Origin of the sequence: Streptomyces sp. NPDC096205 (genome assembly GCF_044763135.1) — a bacterium.
Taxonomy (GTDB): Bacteria; Actinomycetota; Actinomycetes; order Streptomycetales; family Streptomycetaceae; genus Streptomyces.
Genome location: NZ_JBIWFS010000002.1, coordinates 443696 through 466809, shown reverse-complemented (window position 1 = coordinate 466809; position 23114 = coordinate 443696). Strand labels below are relative to the sequence as shown.

The 23114-nt window shown below is 70.9% G+C and carries 20 protein-coding genes and 1 riboswitch; of the genes, 15 read left to right on the top strand and 5 right to left on the bottom strand.

The genetic code is table 11. From position 1 onward, the window contains the following. The first annotated feature begins 64 nt into the window (after positions 1-64). From ACIQ6Y_RS08530 to ACIQ6Y_RS08505, 6 genes are all read left to right on the top strand, one after another. Entirely contained in the window at positions 65-685 is a 621-nt protein-coding gene (locus ACIQ6Y_RS08530; RefSeq protein WP_399640282.1) for a heme-copper oxidase subunit III, read from the top strand. 79 nt (positions 686-764) lie between these two features. After that, positions 765-1577 carry a c-type cytochrome gene (locus ACIQ6Y_RS08525; RefSeq protein ID WP_404034519.1) on the top strand — a complete coding sequence of 271 codons (813 nt, stop codon included), beginning with the start codon at positions 765-767 and terminating at the stop codon, positions 1575-1577. After that, on the top strand, positions 1574-2632 hold the full coding sequence (locus tag ACIQ6Y_RS08520; protein WP_404034517.1) for a Rieske 2Fe-2S domain-containing protein: 1059 nt from the start codon (positions 1574-1576) through the stop codon (positions 2630-2632). Before ACIQ6Y_RS08525 ends, ACIQ6Y_RS08520 begins: the two co-directional genes overlap by 4 nt. Further along, positions 2629-4266, top strand: coding sequence for a cytochrome bc complex cytochrome b subunit (locus tag ACIQ6Y_RS08515; RefSeq protein WP_404034515.1), 1638 nt, complete (start codon positions 2629-2631; stop codon positions 4264-4266). The genes ACIQ6Y_RS08520 and ACIQ6Y_RS08515 overlap by 4 nt, the downstream gene beginning before the upstream one ends. A 143-nt stretch (positions 4267-4409) precedes the next feature. Beyond that, positions 4410-5474 carry an anthranilate phosphoribosyltransferase gene (gene trpD, locus ACIQ6Y_RS08510; protein WP_404034513.1) on the top strand — a complete coding sequence of 355 codons (1065 nt, stop codon included), beginning with the start codon at positions 4410-4412 and terminating at the stop codon, positions 5472-5474. 89 nt (positions 5475-5563) lie between these two features. Then, positions 5564-5681, top strand: a riboswitch (SAM riboswitch). Between the two features lie 145 nt (positions 5682-5826). Then, entirely contained in the window at positions 5827-7188 is a 1362-nt protein-coding gene (locus tag ACIQ6Y_RS08505) for an aminotransferase class V-fold PLP-dependent enzyme (RefSeq protein WP_404034511.1), read from the top strand. A gap of 76 nt (positions 7189-7264) precedes the next feature. Here ACIQ6Y_RS08505 and ACIQ6Y_RS08500 read toward each other — a convergent pair whose 3' ends face one another. Together ACIQ6Y_RS08500 and ACIQ6Y_RS08495 are read right to left on the bottom strand one after the other, a co-directional pair. Further along, positions 7265-7546, bottom strand: a complete 282-nt coding sequence (locus ACIQ6Y_RS08500; RefSeq protein WP_404034509.1) for an Lrp/AsnC family transcriptional regulator — start codon at positions 7544-7546, stop codon at positions 7265-7267. Next, positions 7543-8289, bottom strand: coding sequence for a rhomboid family intramembrane serine protease (locus ACIQ6Y_RS08495; protein WP_404034507.1), 747 nt, complete (start codon positions 8287-8289; stop codon positions 7543-7545). Before ACIQ6Y_RS08495 ends, ACIQ6Y_RS08500 begins: the two co-directional genes overlap by 4 nt. A gap of 155 nt (positions 8290-8444) precedes the next feature. On the opposite strand from ACIQ6Y_RS08495, the gene ACIQ6Y_RS08490 reads away from it, so the two are divergent. From ACIQ6Y_RS08490 to ACIQ6Y_RS08470, 5 genes are all read left to right on the top strand, one after another. Further along, positions 8445-8684, top strand: coding sequence for a hypothetical protein (locus ACIQ6Y_RS08490; RefSeq protein WP_352348351.1), 240 nt, complete (start codon positions 8445-8447; stop codon positions 8682-8684). 37 nt (positions 8685-8721) lie between these two features. Continuing rightward, the gene (locus ACIQ6Y_RS08485; RefSeq protein ID WP_404034505.1) at positions 8722-10071 is read left to right on the top strand and encodes an NYN domain-containing protein; all 1350 of its coding nucleotides are present in this window, start codon (positions 8722-8724) and stop codon (positions 10069-10071) included. A 241-nt stretch (positions 10072-10312) separates the two neighbouring features. Continuing rightward, positions 10313-11347, top strand: a complete 1035-nt coding sequence (locus tag ACIQ6Y_RS08480) for an NlpC/P60 family protein (protein WP_404034503.1) — start codon at positions 10313-10315, stop codon at positions 11345-11347. A gap of 209 nt (positions 11348-11556) precedes the next feature. Beyond that, positions 11557-12573, top strand: a complete 1017-nt coding sequence (locus ACIQ6Y_RS08475; protein ID WP_404034501.1) for an NlpC/P60 family protein — start codon at positions 11557-11559, stop codon at positions 12571-12573. Positions 12574-12602: 29 nt separating this feature from the next. Beyond that, on the top strand, positions 12603-13793 hold the full coding sequence (locus tag ACIQ6Y_RS08470) for a hypothetical protein (RefSeq protein WP_404034499.1): 1191 nt from the start codon (positions 12603-12605) through the stop codon (positions 13791-13793). Here ACIQ6Y_RS08470 and ACIQ6Y_RS08465 read toward each other — a convergent pair. After that, positions 13781-14311: a PadR family transcriptional regulator gene (locus tag ACIQ6Y_RS08465; RefSeq protein WP_404034497.1), complete on the bottom strand. Its 531-nt coding sequence runs from the start codon at positions 14309-14311 to the stop codon at positions 13781-13783. The genes ACIQ6Y_RS08470 and ACIQ6Y_RS08465 overlap by 13 nt on opposite strands. Positions 14312-14414: 103 nt before the next feature. On the opposite strand from ACIQ6Y_RS08465, the gene ACIQ6Y_RS08460 reads away from it, so the two are divergent. Then, positions 14415-15719: an MATE family efflux transporter gene (locus tag ACIQ6Y_RS08460; protein ID WP_404034495.1), complete on the top strand. Its 1305-nt coding sequence runs from the start codon at positions 14415-14417 to the stop codon at positions 15717-15719. Positions 15720-15896: 177 nt separating this feature from the next. Here ACIQ6Y_RS08460 and ACIQ6Y_RS08455 read toward each other — a convergent pair whose 3' ends face one another. Next, entirely contained in the window at positions 15897-17132 is a 1236-nt protein-coding gene (locus ACIQ6Y_RS08455) for a glycosyltransferase 87 family protein (RefSeq protein WP_404034493.1), read from the bottom strand. Positions 17133-17253: 121 nt separating this feature from the next. On the opposite strand from ACIQ6Y_RS08455, the gene ACIQ6Y_RS08450 reads away from it, so the two are divergent. Beyond that, positions 17254-18396 (top strand): glycosyltransferase family 4 protein, encoded by a 1143-nt coding sequence (locus ACIQ6Y_RS08450; protein WP_404034491.1) that lies wholly within the window; start codon positions 17254-17256, stop codon positions 18394-18396. A gap of 171 nt (positions 18397-18567) precedes the next feature. After that, on the top strand, positions 18568-20148 hold the full coding sequence (locus tag ACIQ6Y_RS08445) for a GMC oxidoreductase (protein WP_404034489.1): 1581 nt from the start codon (positions 18568-18570) through the stop codon (positions 20146-20148). Between the two features lie 13 nt (positions 20149-20161). On the opposite strand, the gene ACIQ6Y_RS08440 is transcribed toward ACIQ6Y_RS08445, so the two are convergent. Further along, positions 20162-21958, bottom strand: coding sequence for an AMP-dependent synthetase/ligase (locus ACIQ6Y_RS08440; RefSeq protein WP_404034487.1), 1797 nt, complete (start codon positions 21956-21958; stop codon positions 20162-20164). 297 nt (positions 21959-22255) lie between these two features. Here ACIQ6Y_RS08440 and ACIQ6Y_RS08435 point away from each other — a divergent pair, with 297 nt between their 5' ends. After that, positions 22256-23032, top strand: coding sequence for a metallophosphoesterase (locus ACIQ6Y_RS08435; RefSeq protein WP_404034485.1), 777 nt, complete (start codon positions 22256-22258; stop codon positions 23030-23032). Positions 23033-23114: the final 82 nt, after the last annotated feature.

Here is a 23114-nt window from a genome sequence, read left to right as displayed (position 1 = left end):
TCGGCGGGCAGCAACACTCCGAACGGCACCCCCCGGAGTGAGGGCGGGATAAGCGACCGACATAATGTCGGTCGTGGCGACAGCAACGACAGTAGAAACCGGGCACGCGCACCCGTCGGTCAATCGACCGAACCTCACCAGCGTCGGAACCATCATCTGGCTGAGTTCCGAGCTGATGTTCTTCGCGGCCCTCTTCGCGATGTACTTCACCCTGCGATCGGTGACCGGTCCCGAGTTCTGGGCGGAAAAGGCCGAGGCCTTGAACTTCCCGTTCTCGGCGACGAACACCACGATCCTGGTGCTCTCCTCCCTCACCTGCCAGCTCGGCGTGTTCGCCGCCGAGCGCGGTGACGTGAAGAAGCTCCGGATGTGGTTCATCGTCACCTTCGTGATGGGTGCGATCTTCATCGGTGGCCAGGTCTTCGAGTACACCGAGCTGGTGAAGAAGGACGGGCTCTCCCTGTCCTCGGACCCGTACGGCTCGGTCTTCTACCTGACGACCGGCTTCCACGGCCTGCACGTGACGGGCGGTCTCATCGCCTTCCTGCTGGTCCTCGGGCGTACGTACGCGGCCCGCAGGTTCACCCACGAGCAGGCGACCGCCGCCATCGTCGTGTCCTACTACTGGCACTTCGTCGATGTCGTCTGGATCGGCCTCTTCGCCACGATCTACATGATCAAGTAGCGGGACCCGATCCACCGCGCGTTCCCGAAGCGCACATCCAGAAGCATCGACGCAGAAGATCCTGACACCGGGGTAATCCGTGAAAAAGCTCTCCGCACGACGACGCCATCCGCTGGCGGCGGTCGTCGTCCTACTCCTCGCGCTGGCGGCCACTGGGGGGCTGTACGCCGTGTTCGCGCCCGCGGACAAGGCGCAGGCCGATGAAACAGCCCAGTCCCTCACCATCGACGAGGGCAAGAAGCTCTACGCCGTAGGCTGCGCCAGCTGCCACGGCACCGGCGGTCAGGGCACCTCCGACGGTCCGAGCCTGGTCGGCGTGGGCGCCGCGGCCGTCGACTTCCAGGTCGGCACCGGCCGTATGCCGGCGGCGACCTCCCAGGGCGCCCAGGTGCCGCGGAAGAAGAACATCTACTCGCAGGCCCAGATCGACCAGCTCGCGGCGTACATCGCCTCGCTGGGCGCCGGCCCGTCGGTCCCGACCGACGAGCAGTACGGCCCGGAGGGCGCGGACATCGCCAAGGGCGGCGAGCTCTTCCGCACCAACTGCGCGCAGTGCCACAACTTCACCGGCAAGGGTGGCGCGCTCACCAAGGGCAAGTACGCTCCGACGCTCGAGGGCGTCGACCCCAAGCACCTCTACGAGGCCATGCAGACCGGCCCGCAGAACATGCCCTCGTTCCCCGACACCACGCTGTCGGAGCAGAACAAGAAGGACATCATCGCGTACCTCGACGCGGTCAACGGCGACGACACCGAGAACCCCGGTGGTCTCGAGCTGGGCGGCCTCGGGCCGGTCACCGAAGGCCTCTTCTCCTGGGTCTTCGGCCTCGGCGCGATGATCGCGGTCGCCGTCTGGGTCGCCGCTCGGACCGCAAAGGCCAAGAAGTCATGAGTAGCCAAGACATTCCAGAAGAGAACCTGCCCGCTGAGCAGGGCACCGCGCACGGCGCGGTGAGCGTCGCGGACGAGAAGAACCCGTTCGCGGACCCGGGCCTGCCGCCCCACGAGCACCGGATCCAGGACATCGACGAGCGGGCCGCCAAGCGGTCCGAGCGCGCGGTCGCCCTGCTGTTCACGGTGTCGATGCTGGCCACCGTCGGCTTCATCGCCTCGTACGTGGCGATCCCGCACGACAAGGCCGTCTTCGTCTTCCCGATCGGTCACCTCAACGCGCTGAACTTCGCGCTGGGTCTGACCCTCGGCACGGCCCTGTTCTGCATCGGCGCGGGCGCGGTCCACTGGGCCCGCACCCTGATGTCCGACGTGGAGGTCGCCGACGACCGTCACCCGATCGCGGCGTCCGAAGAGGTCCGCGCGAAGGTCCACGAGGACTTCCGCCAAGGCGCCAAGGAGTCGGCGATCGGCCGGCGCAAGCTGATCCGCAACACCATGTTCGGTGCGCTCACCCTGGTGCCGCTGTCCGGTGTCGTGCTGCTGCGCGACCTCGGCCCGCTGCCCGAGGACAAGCTGCGTCACACCCTGTGGCGCAAGGGCAAGCTGCTCGTCAACATGAACACCAACGAGCCGCTGCGTCCCTCCGACGTGGCCGTGGGTTCGCTGACCTTCGCCAAGCCCGAGGGCCTGGAGGAGCACGACCACGACTTCCAGAACGAGATCGCCAAGGCGGCCCTGATGATCGTCCGGCTCCAGCCGGAGGACATCAAGGACAAGCGCGAGCTCGACTGGTCGCACGAAGGCATCGTGGCGTTCTCCAAGATCTGCACCCACGTGGGCTGCCCGATCTCGCTGTACGAGCAGCAGACGCACCACGTGCTGTGTCCCTGCCACCAGTCCACCTTCGACCTGTCCGACGGTGCCCGGGTGATCTTCGGTCCCGCCGGTCACGCCCTGCCGCAGCTGCGCATCGGCGTGAACGACGAGGGCTACCTCGAGGCGCTCAGCGACTTCGACGAGCCCGTCGGCCCTGCCTTCTGGGAGCGCGGATGAGCACCAACCAGACCACCGACTCCCGCGCACGCGGGAAGGCACCGGCCGGCGAGCGGATCGCCGACTGGGCCGACGGCCGGCTCGGGATCTACTCCCTGGCCAAGGCCAACATGCGCAAGATCTTCCCCGACCACTGGTCGTTCATGCTGGGTGAGATCTGCCTCTACAGCTTCATCATCATCATCCTCACGGGTGTGTACCTGACGCTGTTCTTCCACCCGTCGATGAACGAGGTGGAGTACCACGGCAGTTACGTGCCGCTGCAGGGCCAGCTCATGTCGGAGGCGTTCTCCTCCACGCTGGACATCAGCTTCGACGTCCGTGGCGGTCTGCTCATCCGGCAGATCCACCACTGGGCCGCGCTGATCTTCCTCGCCGGCATGTTCGTGCACATGATGCGCGTGTTCTTCACGGGCGCGTTCCGCAAGCCGCGTGAGATCAACTGGCTGTTCGGCTTCCTGCTGTTCGTCCTGGGCATGTTCACCGGTTTCACCGGCTACTCGCTCCCGGACGACCTGCTCTCCGGCACCGGTGTCCGCTTCACGCAGGGCGCGATCCTGTCGACGCCGATCGTGGGCACGTACATCTCGATGTTCCTGTTCGGCGGCGAGTTCCCGGGCACCGACTTCGTGGCCCGCTTCTACTCGATCCACATCCTGCTGCTGCCGGGCATCATGCTCGGTCTGGTGGTCGGCCACCTGATCCTGGTCTTCTACCACAAGCACACGCAGTTCGCGGGTCCCGGCAAGACGAACAAGAACGTCGTCGGCATGCCGCTGCTGCCGGTCTACATGGCCAAGGCCGGAGGCTTCTTCTTCCTGGTCTTCGGTGTCATCGCGGCCATCGCGGCGATCGCGCAGATCAACCCGATCTGGGCGATGGGCCCCTACCGTCCGGACCAGGTGTCCACCGGCGCCCAGCCCGACTGGTACATGGGCTTCGCCGAGGGTCTCATCCGCTTCTTCCCGGGCTGGGAGATCAACCTCTGGGGCCACACGCTGGTCCTGGGCGTGTTCATCCCGCTGGTCCTGTTCGGTGTGGTGCTGATCGCGCTCGCGGTCTACCCGTTCATCGAGTCCTGGATCACCGGCGACAAGCGCGAGCACCACATCCTGGACCGTCCGCGCAACGCCCCGACGCGCACCGCGTTCGGCGTCGCCTGGATCACGCTGTACATGATCACGCTGGTCGGCGGTGGAAACGACCTCTGGGCCACCCACTTCCACCTGTCGATCAACGCGGTCACGTGGTTCGTCCGGATCGGCTTCTTCGCCGGACCGGTCATCGCGTTCATCCTCACCAAGCGGATCTGCCTCGGCCTGCAGCGCCGTGACAAGGACAAGGTCCTGCACGGTCGCGAGACCGGCACGATCAAGCGCCTGCCGCACGGTGAGTTCATCGAGGTGCACGAGCCGCTCAGCCAGGAGGCGCTGCACACGCTCACCGCGCACGAGCAGTACAAGCCGGCGGAGATCGGCCCCACGGTCGACGAGAACGGCGTCGAGCGCAAGGTGAAGGGCTCCGAGAAGCTGCGCGCGAAGCTGAGCAACGCGTACTACGGCGAGGACTCCCAGATCCCGAAGCCGACTGTCGAGGAGTACAAGGAGATCACGAGCGGCCACGGCCACCACTGATCGCTGCGCTCGCCACACAGTGAAGGGCCCCCGTCCGGTGTTCGGACGGGGGCCCTTCGCCGTGCCGTCGGCTGGATAGGGTGGGTGCAGGAGTCTTCACGACCCGGACACCGTATTTTTCTCGTACTCACTAGGAGCGGCTGATGAGCGCTGTGACCCCCGCTGGAGGCGACACCGCGGCGGGCCGTTCCTGGCCCGAGGTGCTGAACGCCCTGCTGGACGGGTACGACCTGAGCGCGGAGGCGACCGCGTGGGCGATGGACCGGATCATGCGCGGCGAGGCCACCGACGCGCAGATCGCCGGCTTCGCGGTGGCGCTGCGCGCCAAGGGCGAGACCGTCGAGGAGATCACGGGCCTGGTGCGTGCGATGTACGAGCACGCCAATGTCATCGAGGTGCCCGGCGACACGGTCGACATCGTCGGCACCGGCGGCGACGGCGCCAAGACGGTGAACATCTCCACCATGTCCTCCATCGTGGTGGCCGGCACCGGCGCGAAGGTCGTCAAGCACGGCAACCGCGCCGCGTCCTCCGCCTCGGGCGCCTCCGACGTGCTGGAGAAGCTCGGCGTCAACCTGGAGCTGACCCCCGCGCGGGTGGCCGAGGTCGCCGAGGAGGCCGGCATCACCTTCTGCTTCGCGGTGAAGTTCCACCCGGCGCTGCGTCATGTGGCGGCCGCCCGCGGCCAGTTGGGCATCCGCACCACCTTCAACTTCCTCGGCCCGCTGACCAACCCGGCCAAGGTGAGAGCCCAGGCCGTCGGTGTCGCGCACGCGCGCATGGCGCCGATCGTCGCGGGCGTCCTCGCCGAGCGCGGCAACTCCTCGCTGGTGTTCCGCGGCGACGACGGCCTGGACGAGCTCACCACCACGGCCACCTCCCGCGTCTGGGTGGTCCGCGACGGCCAGGTCACCGAGGAGTCCTTCGACCCGCGTGAGGTCGGCCTGGACCTGGTCCCGGTCGAGGCCCTGCGCGGCGCCGACGCCTCCTACAACGCCGAGGTCGCCCGCCGTCTGCTCGACGGCGAGACCGGCCCGGTCCGTGACGCCGTCCTGCTGAACTCGGCGGCCGCGCTGGTCGCCCTGGAGCCCACCGGCGCCCCGCTGGCCGAGCAGCTCCGGGCCGGCATGGCGAAGGCCGCGGAGTCGATCGACTCGGGCGCGGCCAGGCGGACGCTCGACCGCTGGGTGGCGGTCAGCAACGCCTGACCGCGACGCCTGACCGTACGACGACTGTCGTCCCGCGATCCGGACACGGGTTGCGGGGCGACGATCTTTTCGCGTACGTTCCTGTACCAGGTCATGAGTGACAGTCATGAGGCCCCGGCCGACTGTCCGGCAACCCTCCGTCCGTGGCGGGGTGCCCCGGGTGAAGACCAGGCCGCACGGCAGCAAGGCCTGCGGCAAGCGCGGACCCCTCGCGAAACCAGGGGTCCTGGGTCGTTCGAGGGAGTCTCCCGTGAGCAAGCGAATGCGTTAGGGCCGCCGAGCCCCGCCTCCGCACACCCCTTTTCCTTCCTCCCCGTACCTCTTACGGGGCCTCTCTCACGGGAGTTCCGCCATGTCCGTCTCCACCGCTGCCGCCGACCAGTCCGTTTGTGCCCCTCTGTCCGTTCTGGGCCGGGATGTCACCGTCCCGCTCGTCACCGGCGGCGAGGTCACCTACGCGGCCCTCGACTACGCGGCCAGCGCCCCCGCCCTCCAGCGGGTCTGGGACGACGTGGCCGCGTACGCCCCGTACTACGGCAGCGTCCACCGCGGCGCCGGCTACCTCTCCCAGCTGTCCACCGACCTGTTCGAGAACGCCCGCGTGACGGTCGCCGAGTTCCTGGACTGCCGCGCCGACGACCAGGTGGTCTTCACCCGCTCCACCACCGACTCCCTGAACCTGCTGGCCCGAGCCCTGCCCGCCGACTGCGAGGTCTTCGTCTTCGAGACCGAGCACCACGCCTCACTGCTGCCCTGGCAGGACGCCCGGGTCACCTACCTCGACGCCCCGCGCACCCCGCGCCAGGCCGTTCAGACCCTGGAGCGCGCCCTCGCCGACCGCGACCCGTACGGACCGGCCCTGGTGTGCGTGACCGGCGCCTCGAACGTCACCGGTGAGCTGTGGCCGGTCCGTGAGCTGGCCGCCGCCGCGCACGCCCATGGCGCCCGGATCGTCCTGGACGCCGCCCAGCTGGCCCCGCACCACCCGGTCTCCGTCCGTGACCTCGACGTCGACTGGGTCGCCTTCTCCGGCCACAAGCTGTACGCCCCCTTCGGCTCCGGCGTCCTCGCCGGCCGCGCCGACTGGCTGCGCGAGGCCGAGCCCTACCTCGCGGGCGGCGGCGCCAGCCGCAAGGTCACCCGCCGCGAGGACGGCGGCGTCGCCGTCGAGTGGCACGAGAGCGCGGCCCGTCACGAGGCCGGCTCCCCGAACGTCATCGGCGTCTACTCCATCGCCTCCGCCTGCAAGGCCCTCACCGAGGCGGGCTGGGACATCCTGGTCGCCCGCGAGGAGCATTTGATCGCCAAGGTCCGCGAGGGCCTCGCCGAGGTCCCCGAGGTGAAGATCCTCTCCCTCTTCGGCGACGACGCCCCGCGGGTCGGCGTGATCTCCTTCGTGGTCGAGGGCTGGAACAGCTCCCACTTCGCCGCCGCCCTCTCCGCCGAGTACGGCATCGGCGTCCGCGACGGCCTCTTCTGCGCCCACCCCCTCGTCCGCACCCTCCTCGGCACCGACCCCCAGACCCAGGGCGAATGCGGCGCCCCCGAGGCCGCCCCGGGCGAGAAGTCCCTCAACGCCATCCGAGTGAGCTTCGGAGCGGGCACGCCCGACGAGCACGTGGACAGGTTCGTCACCGCCGTCAAGGAGCTGGTGACGAAGGGGGCCAAGTGGACGTACCGCACGGAGGAGGGTCGCTGCGTACCAGTGCGCTAGGGGCGCGGGGAACTGCGCGAGCAACCCACGACAACCCGCAGACGCGCAAAAGCCCGCACCCCCGAGTCGGTAGGCGTCAGGAATCCAGCCCGATCGCAAAAGCCGCCTCGAGGTCATGCTGCGAGTACGTCCGGAACGCCACATGCGTGTCCGTCGCCTCGACCCCAGGAATCTTGCTGATCCGCCCAGGGATGACATCCGCCAGGTCCTCGTGCTCCCGCACCCGGACCATGGCGATCAGGTCGTACGTCCCCGTGACGGAGAAGACCTCGCTCACCGTCTCCAGCGAAGCGATCTGCTCGGCGATCTCGGGAATGCGGTCCACGCTGGTCTTGATGAGGACGATCGCGGTGATCACGGTTGGTTCTCTCCCTCACGGGCCGGCGTCGACGGGCTGGCCTTCACTCTAGTCGTACGGCCGTACCGGGCCCACGCGTAGCAGAAGCCCAGCCCGAAGCCCACCAGGTGGGCCAGATACGCCACCCCGGGCCCGTCCGGGGCGCGTCCCGCGGCGAGCCACTGCAGGGCCGCCCAGAAGGGGAGCACGACCCACGCGGGGAACCGCAGCGGCAGGAAGAACAGGAACGGCAGCAGGCTGGTCACCCTGGCCCTGGGGAACAGGGCCAGGAACGCGCCCAGCACGGCGGAGATCGCCCCGGAGGCCCCCACCAGCGACTGGTCGGAGTCGGCGTTGGCGGCCGCGTAGCCCAGCAGGGCGAGATAGCCGCAGCCGAGATAGAAGAGGGTGAACTCGATCCGCCCCATGCGTTCCTCGGTCATCATGCCGAAGACGTAGAGGAACAGCATGTTGCCGAGCAGATGCACCCAGCTGCCGTGCACGAACAGCGCCGTCGCCGGGGTCAGCGCGGAGCCCGCCGCGCCCTCGAACAGCTCGGCGGGGATCACCCCCCAGCGCCGGAAGTAGGCCCGCTGGGCGGCGAAGAGCTCCTCCCCGGAGCCGTAGGCCGGGTTCAGGCCCGCCGCCGGGCCGATCAGGAAGATCAGGCAGCACAGGCCGATCAGTGCGTATGTCATCGGCGCCGTCGGCCGCCGCATCGCCTGGGCCGCCCGCCCGGCCACCGCGCTCCAGTTGCTGACCATGACCCCAGAGCATGGCGTAACCGGACGCATACACACAGATCGCCTCGCCGCCGTGGACAGACGGGCATGGTGTCGTCGGCAGGCCGTAGGGTTACGAGCCACACGCGCCGGTAAGCCGGTGCATCACGGAGACTAGAAGGAAGCGAACAGTCACGATGACGGTTCCCCTGCCGACCGCCACGACCCGGTGGCGCTGCACCCTGTGCGGCAATCTCACCCGCTTCGATGTGACCCGCTCGTCGAAGGTCGTCGAGTACGTCCACCTCGACCTCGCCGGAGAGCCGAGCGTGGAGGAGCGCGAGGTGGTCAGTGAGACCATCGAGTCGGTGCGCTGCCGCTGGTGCAACGCGGTGGACCAGGTGGAACTCGTGGACAGGCCGGGTGCCGGCTCCTGAGGGGAGCGGGCCCCGCACAGGCATTGGGGTGTGACGGATGGTGGAGACCGCAGGCGGGGGGCCGGGCGACGGCGCCGCTGAGGTGCTCGACCGTCCGCTGCCCGACGGCGTGCGCCGCCGGGTCGTGCAGATCGTCTCGGACGGCTTCGGCGGGCTGACCGTCGCCGAACTGCCCGCCCAGCTCAGACAGTACGCCCGGTTCGCTCCGAACCGCAGGGCCAAGTTCGCGGGCAACGCGATGGCCTCCGCGCTGGAGACCGACCCGCTGTTCCGGCAGCGGATCGGCGAGAAGCTCCGCGAGGCCCAGCCCGAGCTGACCGGCGCGCTGGACGCGGGGTCGCCGCCGCCGGCCGCGGACCCGCTGGACGTGGCGGCAGCGGCCTATGTGCTGCGCCCCACCGGCTGGGTGAAGCTGGTGACGGCCGCGGGCGAGGAGGCCCTGCGCGCCGACGCCGAGCGCGCGGACGAGGAGAGCCGGGCCGAACTGGAGCGGCTGCGCGCCGAACTGGCCGCCGCCCGTGAGCACACCCGCGCGGAGACCGAGCGGCTGCGCACCGAGCTGGAGTCGGCCCGCAAGGAAGCCGAATCGCTTCACCGCAAGCTCCGCGCGGCGCTCAGCGACGTCAAGCGCGGCGAGGCCGCGCTGCGCAAGACGCACGCCGAGATGGACACCGTACGGGCCGAGAGTCATGCGCAGGTGTCCGCCGCGGAGAGTGAGGCGCGGCGGCTCAAGGCGCGTCTGGGGGAGACCGAGGCCGCCCTGGAGGCAAGCCGCAAGGCGGCCCGTGAGGGGCGCAGCGTCGAGGACATGCGGGTACGGCTGCTGCTGGACACCGTGCTCGACGCGGCGCAGGGGCTGCGGCGTGAACTCGCCCTGCCGCCGGTGTCGGTGCGGCCCGCGGAGACCGTGGACGCGGTCGAGCCGGGGCGGATGACGCCGAAGGACATCGCCGCGCGGGCGCTGAGCGAGGACGACCCGGCGATCCTGGACCAGTTGCTGGCGCTGCCGCAGGCGCATCTGGTGGTCGACGGCTACAACGTCACCAAGACCGGCTATCCGCAGATGCCGCTGGAGAAGCAGCGCCTCAGGCTCCTCGGGCAGCTCTCGCAACTCGCCGCGCAGACCGGCGCCGAGGTCACCTGTGTCTTCGACGGCGCGGAACTGGTCGCGCCGGTGCTGCTCGCGCCGCCGCGCGGGGTGCGGGTGCTGTTCTCCAAGCCGGGCATCACCGCGGACGAGCTGATCCGTCAACTGGTGCGCGCCGAGCCGCCGGGCCGGCCGGTCATCGTGGCCTCCACCGACCGTGAGGTGGCCGACGGAGTGGCCCGCGCGGGGGCGCGCCCGGTGGCGTCGGCGGTGCTGTTGAAGCGGTTCTCGAGGGGCTGAGCCGTTTGCCCCATGGGCAACGTACGCCCCATCGGCAACGTACAGGCCCATTGCCCGAATTGGCCGGGTCTTCACGCAACGTAGCGTCAAGCGCGCATCACCCCATGTGAGTTGCGGGCAAAGAATGCGCTCCGTGAGCGGATTTTTTGGGCTCAGGATTTGAACTGATCACAGCAAGGTCACTAGGTTTAGCGCTCGAACCTCCGATCGGGTGATCACTCACAAGAAGGAGTCCACCCCCGTGGCGTCCCACCGTCGACCCAAGCAGCCCAGTCGCGCACGCGTGACCGTGCTGACCACCGCAGCCGCCGCCGCCGTCGCGATCAGCGCGCAGGCCGCCAATGCCGCGCCCAGCGAGAAGCCGAGCAAGGACGAGGTCAAGGCCAAGGTCGACAAGCTCTACGAGCAGGCGGAGCAGGCCACCGAGAAGTACAACGGGGCCAAGGAGAAGCAGCAGAAGCTGCAGAAGGAGATCTCCACCGTCCAGGACAACGTCGCGCGCGGCCAGGAGGAGCTCAACGAGCTGCGCGACGGCCTGGGTTCGATGGCCAGCGCCCAGTACCGCAGCGGCGGCATCGACCCCTCCCTGCAGCTGTTCCTCTCCGCGGACCCGGACGACTACCTCGACAAGGCCTCCACGCTCGACCAGTTGAGCGGCCAGCAGGTCGAGGCGCTCGAGGACATCCAGGACAAGCAGCGCGAACTCGCCCAGCAGCGCGCCGAGGCCACCGAGAAGCTCAAGGACCTCGCCGCCACCCGCGAGGAGCTGGGCAAGAAGAAGGAAGAGGTCCAGGGCAAGCTCGCCGAGGCGCAGAAGCTGCTCAACTCCCTCACCGCGGCCGAGAAGGCCGCGCTCGCCGCCGAGCAGGAGCGCGCCAACCGCTCCTCCGAGGAGCGCGTCGACCTCGGCAGCACCGCCCCGGCCTCCGGCCGCGCGATGGCCGCCTTCCAGGCCGCCCAGAGCAAGATCGGCTCGCCGTACGTCTACGGCGCCTCCGGCCCGTCCTCCTTCGACTGCTCGGGCCTGACCTCCTGGGCGTTCGCCCAGGCCGGCGTCTCCATACCGCGCACCTCGCAGGCCCAGGCCAGCGCCGGCACGCGCATCTACAGCCAGTCCGACCTCAAGGTCGGCGACCTGGTCATCTTCTACGGCGACCAGCACCACGTCGGCTTCTATGCGGGCAACGGCCAGGTGCTGCACGCCCCGCGCACCGGCACCGTCGTGCGCTACGAGTCGATCGGCAACATGCCGTTCCAGTTCGGCGTCCGCATCTGACCCGTAAGGCTGACGCCTTCAAGATCAGGACACCGCACCGCCCGAACGGGCGAATCATCGAGGCGCGTTGTGACTCCACGCCCCGCCGCTGACCTGCGTCGGCGACGGGGCGTCACCGTGCGTGCCCGCGGAGGTCTTTGGCCGGTGGCCCGTCCCGGGGTTACTGTCTGCCGCGTTTCCAGCCGCCAGTGGAAGGAGCGCGTGCCGACGTGGGCTCTCATCGCCGCCTTGCGCCGTCCGGGTTCGACCGCGGGATCACCGCCCTGTGCGCCCTGTCCGCCGCGGCCCTCGGTGCCGTACCGGCCGCCACGTCCGCGGTGGCCGCGCCGCACGACGACACCCGGGCCGAGGTGGACCGCCTCTACACCGAGGCGGAGAAGGCCACCGAGGCCTTCAACCAGGCCGACGAGCGCGCGGACGCGCTGCGCGAGCAGGTGGGGCAGGCGCAGGACGAGATCGCCCGCCAGCAGGAGCGCATCAACTCCATGCGGGAGGCGCTCGGTTCACTGGCCGGCGCCCAGTACCGCTCCGGCGGCCTCGACCCCACCGTCGCCCTGCTGTTCTCCGAGGACCCGCGCGACTACCTCGACAAGGCCGCCACCCTGGACCGGATCAGTGCCCGCCAGGCCGGACAGCTCGACGACCTCCAGGACGCCATGCGCGAACTCGCCCAGGAGCGCGCGGAGGCGGCCGGCAAGCTCGTGGAGCTGGAGAAGAGCCGCAGGGCGGTCGCCTCCCACAAGCGCACGGTCGAGCGCAAGCTCGCCCGGGCCCGGCAACTGCTCAACTCCCTGCCGGACGCCGAGCGCGACGCCTACGGCCGTGCCTCCCGCTCCGGCCGCGCGGACCTGCCCGGCCTCTCCGAGGCCGCCCCGGCCTCGGGACGCGCCGCAGCCGCCGTGGCCGCCGCCCGCTCCGCGCTGGGCCGGCCGTACGTGTGGGGCGCCAACGGGCCCGGCGGCTTCGACTGTTCCGGCCTGATGCAGTGGTCGTACGCCCAGGCCGGTGTCGCCATCCCGCGCACCTCGGGCGACCAGCGCTACGCCGGGCGCCAGGTGCCGCTGTCCGAGGCCCAGCCCGGTGACCTGGTCGTCTACCGCTCCGACGCCAGCCATGTCGGCATGTACGTCGGCGACGGGCAGGTCATCCACGCCCCCTATCCGGGCGCCCCGGTGCGCTACGACCCTGTCGGGATGATGCCCATCGCCTCGGTGACCCGGGTCTGATCCGGCCGGACGGCCTTACGATCGGAAAGGTGGCTGGTCGAGGGCGGGTACGGGGCGCGGTGGTCGCGGCGCTCTGTGTGCTGCTCGTCTCCCCGTCCGGCTGCGCCCGGCCGACCGCCGAGGACAGCGCCCGCACCGCGGTGCAGCACCTGCTCGACCGCCGCGCCGAGGCGCTCGTGGACCACGACGCCGCCGCCTACCGGGACACCGGCGGCGCGGCGGCGTACGAGCGGCTGCGGGCCGTGCCGCTGGCCGACTGGTCGTACGAGCTGACGGGCCTGCGCCGGGACGGGGACACGGCGACCGCCGACGCCGAGCTGCGCTACCGCCTCACCGGCTACGACGCCGCCCCGGTCAGCGCCGGCCGCACCCTGCGTCTGGCGCGCGACGCGGACGGGCACTGGCGGGTGGTGTCCGACCGGCCCGCCGAGAAGGCCGCGCAGCAGCTGTGGGACCAGGGCCGGGTGGACGTGGTGCGCGGCCGGCACAGCATCGTGCTGGGCGTCGGGCGCTCGCGGGAGTCGCTGCGGGACTTCGCGGGCCTCGCCGACCACGCCGTACCGGCCGTGACCGACGCCTGGGGCGGGGAGTGGAGCCGGCGCGTGGTGGTGCTGGTGCCGGAGTCCCTGGACGGCATGGCGGGGCTGCTCGGCTCCCCGGCCTCCGCCTACCGGGGCATCGCGGCGGTGACCACCGGTGAGGTCGGCGGGTCGGGGCGGGCGCCCGCGGACCGGGTCATCGTCAACCCCGACGCGTACGGCGTGCTCGGCCCGGTGGGCAAGCAGGTCGTGCTCACCCACGAGACCACGCATGTCGCCACCCGCGCCCACACGGGCCCCGCGACCCCGCTGTGGCTGTCCGAGGGCTTCGCCGACTGGATCGGCTACCGCGGCACCGGCCGCACCCCGGCCGAGGCCGCCCCGGAGCTGGCCCAGGCCGTGACCGAGGGCCGGCTGCCGGGGGCGCTGCCGGCCGACGGCGACTTCGGCTTCGACGGCGACTCGGCCGCGCTGGCCCGGGCGTACGAGGGCGGCTGGCTGGCCTGCCGGATGATCGCCGAGCAGTGGGGCGAGGACCGGCTCGGCGCGTTCTACCGCGCGGTGGGGGAGCATCGGCAGCGGGCCGGGGCGGTGGAGGACGCGCTGGAGCGGGTGCTGGGGACGAGCCTGGAGGACTTCACCGGGCGGTGGCGGGAGTACCTGCGGGCTCAGCTCGGCTGACCGAGCAGCTCGATGGCCTCCGTCAGCCACTCCCGCTCGGCCTTCCCCGTCGCCCGGGCCACCCGCAGCATGCCCTGGCGGAACAGGTCGTCGGCCTGCTCGGCGCGCACGGGTGAGCCGTCCTCGTAGAAGAAGCTCGTCGGGGCGTCGAGGAAGTCCAGCCTGCGGCGCAGCACCGCGGCCTGTTCGTGCCGGTCGGGCAGATGGCGCAGGAAGGCGAGCAGGGTGTTGAAGCGCACCTGGTCGGTGATCTCGGTCTGCTTCGGGTGCCGCAGCCGCTCCAGCAGGTCCGCACGGCCCTTGTCGGTCAGGGACAGCACCCGGCGGGGGGCCGCGCCCGCGCCGTCCTCGGTGTGCTGGTCCAGCTTGCCCGCGGTGACCAGGCGGGTGATCGCCGGGTACAGCGCGCCGTCGCTGACGGGGCGGACATGGCCGCTGAGGGCTTTGATGCGCTCCTTGAGCTCGTAGCCGTGCAGGGGTTCCTCGGCGAGGAAGCCGAGGATCGACAGCTCCAGCACGTTTCCTCCTTGTGGTTCGCCGCGCCGTCATGCTACCTCTTATCGAGTTACCTCGTTTCGATGTAGCTCGATAAGAGGTAGCTCGACAAGAGGGGGATGCTTCATGAACGCCCACCGCAGACAACTCGTCTCGCTCGCCCACCCCGTCTACTTCTCGCTCCTGGCCTCCGTGGCCGCCGGGATCATCAACACCGTCTGGGTCGCCCGCCTCGGCGGTCCCGCCGTGGCCGCCGTGGCGGTGGCGACCAACGCCGAGAACGTGCTGCTCGGCGTCGCCCTGCTCTTCGGCTCCGGCACGACCGTGCTGGTCGCCCACGCCCGGGGCGCGCGTGACCCCGCCGCGGTGCGGGCTGCCGTGCGCGGCGGCTGGGCGGTGTTCGGGCTGATCACCCCGGTCGTGGTGACCGGCGGTTTCCTGCTGCGCGAGCCGCTGGCCCGCCTGGTGCTCGGCGGAGGTGCGGCCCTGCCGCTCGCCGTCGGCTACTTCGCGATCTCGATCCCGGGCGTCGCCGTGTTCTTCGCGCAGCAACTGGTCGACGGCATCCTCAAGGGAACCGGCGACACCAGGACCCCGATGCGGCTCGCCCTGCTCGTCAACGGCCTGATCCTTATCTGCGACCCGTTCCTCATCCACCTCTACGGCGTCCAGGGCGCCGCCGCCTCCACGGTGCTGTGCCGCTGCCTGGCGCTCGGTGTGGGGCTGATGGCCCTGCGGCGCAACGCGCTGCTGCGGAGCACGGCCGGGGTGCGCTCAGGCGCCCTGGTCCGCCGCACGCTGACCACCGGGCTGCCGATAGCTGCCGACTTCACCCTCCGCCAGGGCGGCACGCTCGTGCTGGTCGCGATCGTGGCGCGGATCGGGGTGACGGCGGTGGCCGCGTACGCCATCGCCTACAAGACCCTGTACGTGGCGACCATGGCCTTCTACTCGGTGCGCCAGGCCGCTGCCATCCACACCGCGCACACCCTCGGCGCCGGGCGCGAGGAGCGCCGGGCCATCGGGCGGCAGGCGGTGCTGCTCTCCTCGGCGGTGGGCGCGGTGGCCGCGGCCGGGCTGGCCCTCGCCGCCCCATGGATCATGGCCGCGTTCGGCGCCGAGGGCGCGATCGCCCACGAGGGCGTGCTGTTCCTGCGCTGCATCGGCCCCTACCTGCTGCTCATGGCCGGGTTCATCGCGCTCGGCGGGGTCTTCGAGGGCAGCGGGGGAGCGGGCACGCTGCTGCGGGTGACGGTGCTCGGCACGGCCGTACAACTGCCCCTGGCGTACGGCCTGTCGGGGCTCGGGCTGCCGGGGATCTGCATGGCGATGGCGCTGTCGATGGGGCTGCAGGGCGCGGTGGCCGCGGCGCTGTTCCGGCGGGCCGGGCGCCGGGCGGAGGCCGCGGTGTCGCTGATCAAGGCGGCCTGAGGCGTCAAAGAGGCGCCCGTGGCGTGCGTCGGCAGGCGCCTGCGGCCTCAGGAAGGCGCCCGAGGTGTGCGTCGGCAGGCGTCTGTGGCCTCAGGAAGGCGCCCGTGGCGTGCGTCGGCAGGCGTCTGCGGCCTCAGGAGGGCGCCCGGGGTGTGCATCGGCAGGGCGCCTGAGGCCTCAGGAAGAGACCGGCGTCTCCTCCGCCGGAGCGGTCTGGCCGGGCAGCGGTGCGGGGGCGCGGTGGGCGGTGGTGGCCCGCCACAGCTCACGGCCCGCGAGGGCGGCGGCCGTCACCAGCATGCCGTTGCGCAGGACCAGCAGCGTCACCCCGAGGGTGTCGCTGGCGACGACGTGCCCGAACCAGACCGGGAACTCCAGCACCGTCACCAGCGATGCCGCGATCACCAGCAGGCCCGGCAGCCGCATCCGGCTCTCCCGGTAGCCCAGGCACACCGCGGCGAGACCGACCAGCCACACCATGTACTGCGGGCTGATCACCCGGCTGGTGGCGGTGAACAGCAGCACCGCCGCGAACGCGGCGTCGGCGAGCGTGGTCGTGGTGAAGCGCACCGCGGCCAGCCGCCACAGCAGGAGCCAGCCGAACGCCATGCCGGTCAGCGCCAGCGCGGCCGTGCTCACCACGTCGACGTACGGGCCGAGGAATTCCACCGAGCCGTAGTTCAGCAGCACCCGGCCCTCCCAGCCGTGGTGCCGGGCCACATGGAAGACCAGCGAGCCCAGCGACTCCACCTCGGTGCCCCGGTCGCGCTGGAACGTCAGGAACGCGAACGCGCCCGGCATCGCCAGCGTGAACAGCGCCGCGAGCCCGGCCACCGTCGCCACGGCCGCCCCCCACGCCCGCCGCCGCACACAGCCGACCAGCAGCAGCGCCGGCCATACCTTCAGCATCGCCCCGAGCCCGGCGAGAGCCCCCATCAGCCGCGGCCGCCGGGCCCCCGCGAGCAGCGCGGCCACCGCGACCGCCGTCACCATCAGGTCGTAGCGGGCGTACACCGTCGGCCCGAGCAGCGGCACGCCCACCACCCACACCCAGGCGCCGCGCAGCGTACGCCCCGGGCGCTGCCCGACGAACAGCAGCAGCGCCAGGACGGCGAAGTCGGCGAGGAAGCACAGCACGAAGAAGGCCTGCGCGTAGTCCAGGAACGGCAGCACGGCCGGGGACAGGATCGCCAGCGCGGCGGCGGGCGGGTACTGCCAGGTGACGTCCTCGCGCGGGAACGTTCCCTCGCGCAGGACCTCGTACCAGCCGTGGTAGATGAACGACACGTCGCTGGTGACGTCGGGGCCGGGGAAGACGAACACCTTGAAGACGAACAGCAGCAGCGCCAGGCGCGTCACGCCCCACACGGCGAGCAGCCCGAAAACGGCGCGCCTGTCGTTCGTGTTGTCCACCCGTGCCCCGATTCGTCCGCTGCCCGTCCTGAAGGGGCCATGGTCTCGCGACGGCCTGTGCGCCCGTTGTGCAGCACGGCCGTGCCGACCCGCGAGTCTACGTTGGGTAAGGTCGGCGGCGATGCGCAAGACCCTGATCGTGACCAACGACTTCCCGCCGAGGCCGGGCGGCATCCAGGCGTTCCTGCACAACATGGCGCTGCGGCTCGACCCCGAGCGCCTTGTCGTCTACGCCTCCACCTGGAAGCGGAGCCGGGAGGGCATCGAGGCGACCGCCGCCTTCGACGCCGAGCAGCCCTTCACCGTCGTACGCGACCGCACGACGATGCTCCTGCCGACCCCGGGCGCCACGCGTACGGCGGTGCGCCTGCTGCGCGAGCACGGCTGCACCTCGGTGTGGTTCGGGGCGGCGGCCCCGCTCGGCCTGATGGCGCCCGCGCTGCGGAAGGCCGGCGCCGAGCGGCTGGTGGCCACCACCCACGGCCACGAGGCCGGCTGGGCCCAGCTGCCCGCCGCCCGCCAACTGCTCGGCCGTATCGGCGAGGCCACCGACACGATCACCTACCTCGGCGAGTACACGCGCTCGCGCATCGCCACCGCGCTCAGCGCGGACGCCGCCTCCCGGATGGTCCAGCTCCCGCCCGGCGTCGACGAGAAGACCTTCCATCCCGCCTCCGGCGGCGACGAGGTCCGGGCCCGCCTCGGCCTGACCGACCGCCCGGTGGTCGTCTGCGTGTCCCGCCTGGTCCGCCGCAAGGGCCAGGACACCCTCATCCAGGCCATGCCCCGCATCCTCGCCGCCGAGCCGGACACCGTCCTGCTGATCGTCGGCGGCGGCCCCTACGAGAAGGACCTGCGCCGGATGGCGGCCGAGGCCGGCCTCGGCGACTCCGTCCGCTTCACCGGCCCCGTCCCCTGGTCCGAGCTCCCCGCCCACTACGGCGCCGGCGACGTCTTCGCCATGCCCTGCCGCACCCGGCGGGGCGGCCTCGACGTCGAGGGCCTCGGCATCGTCTACCTGGAGGCCTCCGCGACCGGCCTTCCTGTGGTGGCAGGCGACTCCGGCGGAGCCCCCGACGCCGTCCTCGACGGCGAAACCGGCTGGGTGGTCCGGGGCGGCTCCCCGCAGGACGCCGCCGAGCGCATCATCACCCTCCTCAAAGACCCCGAACTGCGCCGCAGGATGGGCGAGCGGGGCAGGGAGTGGGTCGAGGAGAAGTGGCGCTGGGATCTGTTGGCGGAGAACCTGAAAACGCTGCTTTAGGGCAGTGCCGCCAGGGGCGCGGGGAACCGCGCGACAAGCCACAACGGACGGTCGGCCGCCAACTACGAACACCAGGCACATCGGATGGCGCGGACCGTCTAGGCGGAACAGAAAAGTCGGCGCATGCTGCGCAGCATGACCCCACACCTGACGAGACGTCAGATCCTAGGCATGGCCGCGCTGCAAACGGCCGCGGCCCTCGGATTCACCCGCATCGGTCTTCAGGCGGCCCGGGCACAAGAGGCCCCGGCCGCCGACAACGCCCCCGCCCTCGTGGTCGGTTCAGGCTACGGCGGCGCAGTAGCGGCCCTCCGCCTGGGACAGGCCGGCATCCGCACACTCGTCCTGGAAATGGGCCGCCTCTGGAACACCCCGGGCAAGGACGGCAAGGTCTTCTGCTCCACAGCCGCCCCCGACGAACGCAGCATGTGGTTCCGCACCCGCACCGAGGCCCCCCTCGCCACCTTCCTCTGGCTGGACGTCGTCAACAAGGACATCACGCGCTATCCAGGCCCCCTGGATCGCGTCCGCTTCGACCACATGTCCGTCTACGTCGGCAGAGGCGTCGGCGGCGGCTCCCTGGTCAACGGCGGCATGGCGGTCACCCCGCCCCGGGCGTACTTCACCGAGCAGTTCCCGGCGGTCGACGCCGACGAGATGTACGGCACCTACTTCCCGCGCGCCCGCTCCATGCTGGGCGTCAACACGATCGACCCGGCCTGGTTCGAGTCCACGCCGTGGTACCGCTTCACCCGGATCTCCCGCAAGCACGCCGCCAACGCCGGCCTCAGAACCACCTTCGTGCCCAGCGTCTACGACTTCGAGCACATGCGCCGCGAGGCGGCCGGCACCGCCCCGAAGTCCGCCCTGGCCGGCGAGGTCATCTACGGCAACAACCACGGCAAACGCAGCCTGGACAAGACCTACCTGGCCGCCGCGCTCGGCACCGGCAACGTCACCGTGCACACGCTGGAGCGGGCCACCGCGGTGAGCCGCGCGCCGGACGGGACGTACGTCGTGACCGCCGAACGCATCGACCCCACCGGCGCGGTCGTGGAGAGGAAGGAGTACGCCTGCAGCCACCTCTTCCTGGCCGGCGGCAGCCTCGGCACCACCGAACTCCTCCTCAGGGCAAGGGAGTCCGGCGCCCTCCCCGATCTCGACGCGAGCGTCGGCGCCGGCTGGGGCCCCAACGGCAACGTCATGCTGGGCCGGGCCAACCATCTGTGGGACACCGTAGGAGAGGACCAGTCCACGATGCCGGTCATGGGCATCGACGACTGGGCGAACACCGCCAACCCGGTCTTCGCCGAGATCGCCCCGCTGCCCATGGGCCTGGAGCACTGGGTGAGCCTCTACCTGGCGATCACCAGGAACCGGGAGCGGGCGTCGTTCTCCTGCGCGGACGGCTCCTTCAGGCTGGGCTGGAGCGCCTCGCAGAGCTCGGTGTCGGCGGGCATGGCGAAGAAGCTGTTCGACCGGATCAACGCGGCGAACGCCACGATCTACCGCTACGACCTGTTCGGCAGCGGCAACCGGGTCTTCGCCGACGACTTCACCTACCACCCGCTGGGCGGCTGCGTGCTGGGCAAGGCCACCGACGGCTACGGCCGGGTCAAGGGCTACCCGGGGATGTACGTCACCGACGGCTCGCTGGTGCCCGGCTCGATCGGGGTGAACCCCTTCGTCACCATCACCGCCCTCGCCGAACGCACCATGGCGCGGGTCCTCGTGGAGGACACCGCGCCATAGAGCACCGCCGAGGTCACTTGGCGTAGATCGCCTCGATCTCGGCCGCGTAGTCCTTCGCCACCACGTTCCGCTTCAGCTTCAGCGAGGGCGTCAGGTGGCCCGACTCCTCCGTGAATTGGGAGGACAGAATGCGGAACTTCCGCACCGATTCCGCTTTCGACACCGCGGCGTTGCCGTCGTCGACCGCCGACTGGATCGCGGCCTGAAGGTCCGCGTCCTCGCGCAGCGACGCCGCGGTGGACCCCGCCGGCTTGCCGTGCTCGGCGGCCCAGCGGCCCAGGAACTCCTCGTCGATGGTGACCAGCGCGCCCACGAACGGCCGCCCGTCACCGACCACCATGCACTCCGCGACCAGGGCGTGTGCCCGGATGCGGTCCTCGATCACGGCCGGGGCGACGTTCTTGCCGCCCGCGGTGACGATGATCTCCTTCTTGCGGCCGGTGATCCTGAGGTAGCCGTCCTCGTCGAGGGTGCCGATGTCGCCGGTGTGGAACCAGCCGTCGGCCAGCGCCTCCTCGGTCGCGCCCGGGTTGTTCCAGTACTCCTTGAACAGGTGCTCGCCGTGCAGCAGCACCTCGCCGTCGTCGGCGATCCGCACCACCGAGCCGGGCAGCGGCTGGCCGACCGTGCCGATCTTCTGCCGGTCCCAGGGGTTGAACGCGGTCGCCGCGCAGGACTCGGTCAGGCCGTAGCCCTCCAGCACGGTGAAGCCGATGCCGCGGAAGAAGTGGCCGAGGCGCTCGCCCAGCGGGGCCCCGCCGGAGATCGCGGCCTCGCCGCGGCCGCCGAGCACCGTGCGCAGCTTGCTGTAGACCAGCTTGTCGAAGACCTTGTGCTTGATCTTCAGGCCGAGGGACGGGCCCGCCGGGGTGTCCAGGGCCTTGCTGTAGGCGATCGCGGTGTCCGCGGCCTTGTCGAAGATCTTGCCCTTGCCGTCCGCCTGCGCCTTGGCGCGCGCGGAGTTGTACACCTTCTCGAAGACGCGCGGCACGCCCAGGATCAGCGTCGGACGGAACGCGGCCAGCTCGTCGGTGAGGTTCTTGATGTCGGGGACGCAGCCCAGCTTGATCGGCGCGATCATCGGGGCGATCTGCACCAGGCGCCCGAAGACATGGGCGAGCGGCAGGAAGAGCAGGACGCTGCACTCACCGGTGCGGAACAGCGGGCGCAGCCGCTCGACGACATTGCCGCACTCGGCGAAGAACGCCCGGTGGGTGAGGACACAGCCCTTGGGGCGGCCGGTCGTGCCGGAGGTGTAGACGATGGTCGCCGGGTCGTCCGCCTTGGCGACCGAGCCGCGCTCCTCCAGCGTCTGGTCGGCGACGTCCTGGCCGAGCCGGCCCAGTTCCTCGACGCCGCCGGCGTCGATCTGCCAGACGTGCTTGAGGGCGGGCAGCGACTCGCGCACCGACTCCACGGCCGCGACGTGGTTGTCCATCTCGACGATGCAGGCGGTCGCGCCCGAGTCCGACAGGATCCACTGCACCTGCTCCGGCGAGCTGGTCTCGTACACCGGCACGGTCACCGCGCCCGCGCTCCAGATCGCGAAGTCCAGCAGCGTCCACTCGTAGCGGGTGCGCGACATCAGGGCGACCCGGTCGCCCGGCTGCACACCGGCGGCGATCAGGCCTTTGGCGGCCGCGTGCACCTCGGCGAGGAACTCCGTGGCGGTGACGTCCTGCCAGCGGCCGGACACCTTGCGGGCGATGACGGCGACATCCGGATGCTGCGCGGCGTTTCTGCGGACGATGTCGGTCAGATTCCCGTCCGCGGGGACCTCGTACAAAGCCGGAAGGCTGAACTCGCGCAAGACTGCTGCTCCTCATAGGGCGCCGGCGCCACGACGTTGTGCGATGCGACGGTGCGGTCCAAGGCTCGGGCAAGTGCTCGGGAATTCACATGTTGAAAACCTGAGCACGACTGGACTGCCCGGACGTTACCCGCCGGTATGGCGTCTACGACAGGGGGTCCCGGCGAGATGTTCGCTGCGTCACACAGTTGGGTGTTCCTTCGCGCACAGTAGTCGACGGCGTTCGGAACCAGCCAGTAACCGCAGGTCCGGCCAGCACTGTTCACAAGGGCCGCGCGCCGCCTACGCTTGATCACCATGGCATCCACCCGCGTTCACGTGGTGAGCGACGTGCACGGCAACGCCGCCGACCTGGCCCGGGCCGGGGACGGCGCCGACGCCCTGATCTGCCTGGGCGACCTCGTCCTGTTCCTCGACTACGCCGACCACTCGCGCGGCATCTTCCCCGACCTGTTCGGTGTCGAGAACGCCCACCGGCTCGTCGAGCTGCGCACCGCCCGCCGCTTCGAGGAGGCCCGCGACCTCGGCCGGCAGCTGTGGGCCGGCGTGGGCGCCGACCGCGCCGCCGTGATCGAGGGGGCCGTGCGCAAGCAGTACGCCGAGCTGTTCGCCGCCTTCCCCACCCCGACCTACGCCACGTACGGCAACGTCGACATGCCGCCGCTGTGGAAGGAGTACGCCCGGCCCGGGACGCGCGTCCTCGACGGCGAGCGGGTGGAGATCGGCGGCCGCACCTTCGGCTTCGTCGGCGGCGGCCTGCGCACCCCCATGCGCACCCCGTACGAGATCTCCGACGAGGAGTACGCCGCCAAGATCGAGGCCGTCGGCGAGGTCGACGTGCTGTGCACCCACATCCCGCCCGAGGTGCCCGAGCTCGTCTACGACACCGTCGCGCGCCGCTTCGAGCGGGGCAGCCGCGCCCTGCTGGAGGCGATCCGCCGGACCCGGCCCCGTTATGCCCTGTTCGGGCACGTCCATCAGCCCCTGGCGCGGCGCATGCGGATCGGGGCGACGGAGTGCGTCAACGTCGGGCACTTCGCGGGCAGCGGCCGCCCCTGGGCGCTCGAATGGTGACCGTCGGCGCGCGGTAGCCTTCACGCTGCACATACGTGCGCACCACGACTTCTTGCCGGACCGCATCTGGAGGAGCCACGAA

What these genes read in the sequence shown, in the direction of transcription:
- ACIQ6Y_RS08530 (WP_399640282.1), top strand. Translation starts at nt 65, where the DNA reads ATGTCGGTCGTGGCGACAGCAACGACAGTAGAAACCGGGCACGCGCAC.
- ACIQ6Y_RS08520 (WP_404034517.1), top strand. Translation starts at nt 1,574, where the DNA reads ATGAGTAGCCAAGACATTCCAGAAGAGAACCTGCCCGCTGAGCAGGGC.
- ACIQ6Y_RS08515 (WP_404034515.1), top strand. Translation starts at nt 2,629, where the DNA reads ATGAGCACCAACCAGACCACCGACTCCCGCGCACGCGGGAAGGCACCG.
- trpD (WP_404034513.1), top strand. Translation starts at nt 4,410, where the DNA reads ATGAGCGCTGTGACCCCCGCTGGAGGCGACACCGCGGCGGGCCGTTCC.
- ACIQ6Y_RS08505 (WP_404034511.1), top strand. Translation starts at nt 5,827, where the DNA reads ATGTCCGTCTCCACCGCTGCCGCCGACCAGTCCGTTTGTGCCCCTCTG.
- ACIQ6Y_RS08495 (WP_404034507.1), bottom strand. Translation starts at nt 8,289, where the DNA reads ATGGTCAGCAACTGGAGCGCGGTGGCCGGGCGGGCGGCCCAGGCGATG.
- ACIQ6Y_RS08490 (WP_352348351.1), top strand. Translation starts at nt 8,445, where the DNA reads ATGACGGTTCCCCTGCCGACCGCCACGACCCGGTGGCGCTGCACCCTG.
- ACIQ6Y_RS08485 (WP_404034505.1), top strand. Translation starts at nt 8,722, where the DNA reads ATGGTGGAGACCGCAGGCGGGGGGCCGGGCGACGGCGCCGCTGAGGTG.
- ACIQ6Y_RS08460 (WP_404034495.1), top strand. Translation starts at nt 14,415, where the DNA reads ATGAACGCCCACCGCAGACAACTCGTCTCGCTCGCCCACCCCGTCTAC.
- ACIQ6Y_RS08450 (WP_404034491.1), top strand. Translation starts at nt 17,254, where the DNA reads ATGCGCAAGACCCTGATCGTGACCAACGACTTCCCGCCGAGGCCGGGC.
- ACIQ6Y_RS08445 (WP_404034489.1), top strand. Translation starts at nt 18,568, where the DNA reads ATGGCCGCGCTGCAAACGGCCGCGGCCCTCGGATTCACCCGCATCGGT.
- ACIQ6Y_RS08435 (WP_404034485.1), top strand. Translation starts at nt 22,256, where the DNA reads ATGGCATCCACCCGCGTTCACGTGGTGAGCGACGTGCACGGCAACGCC.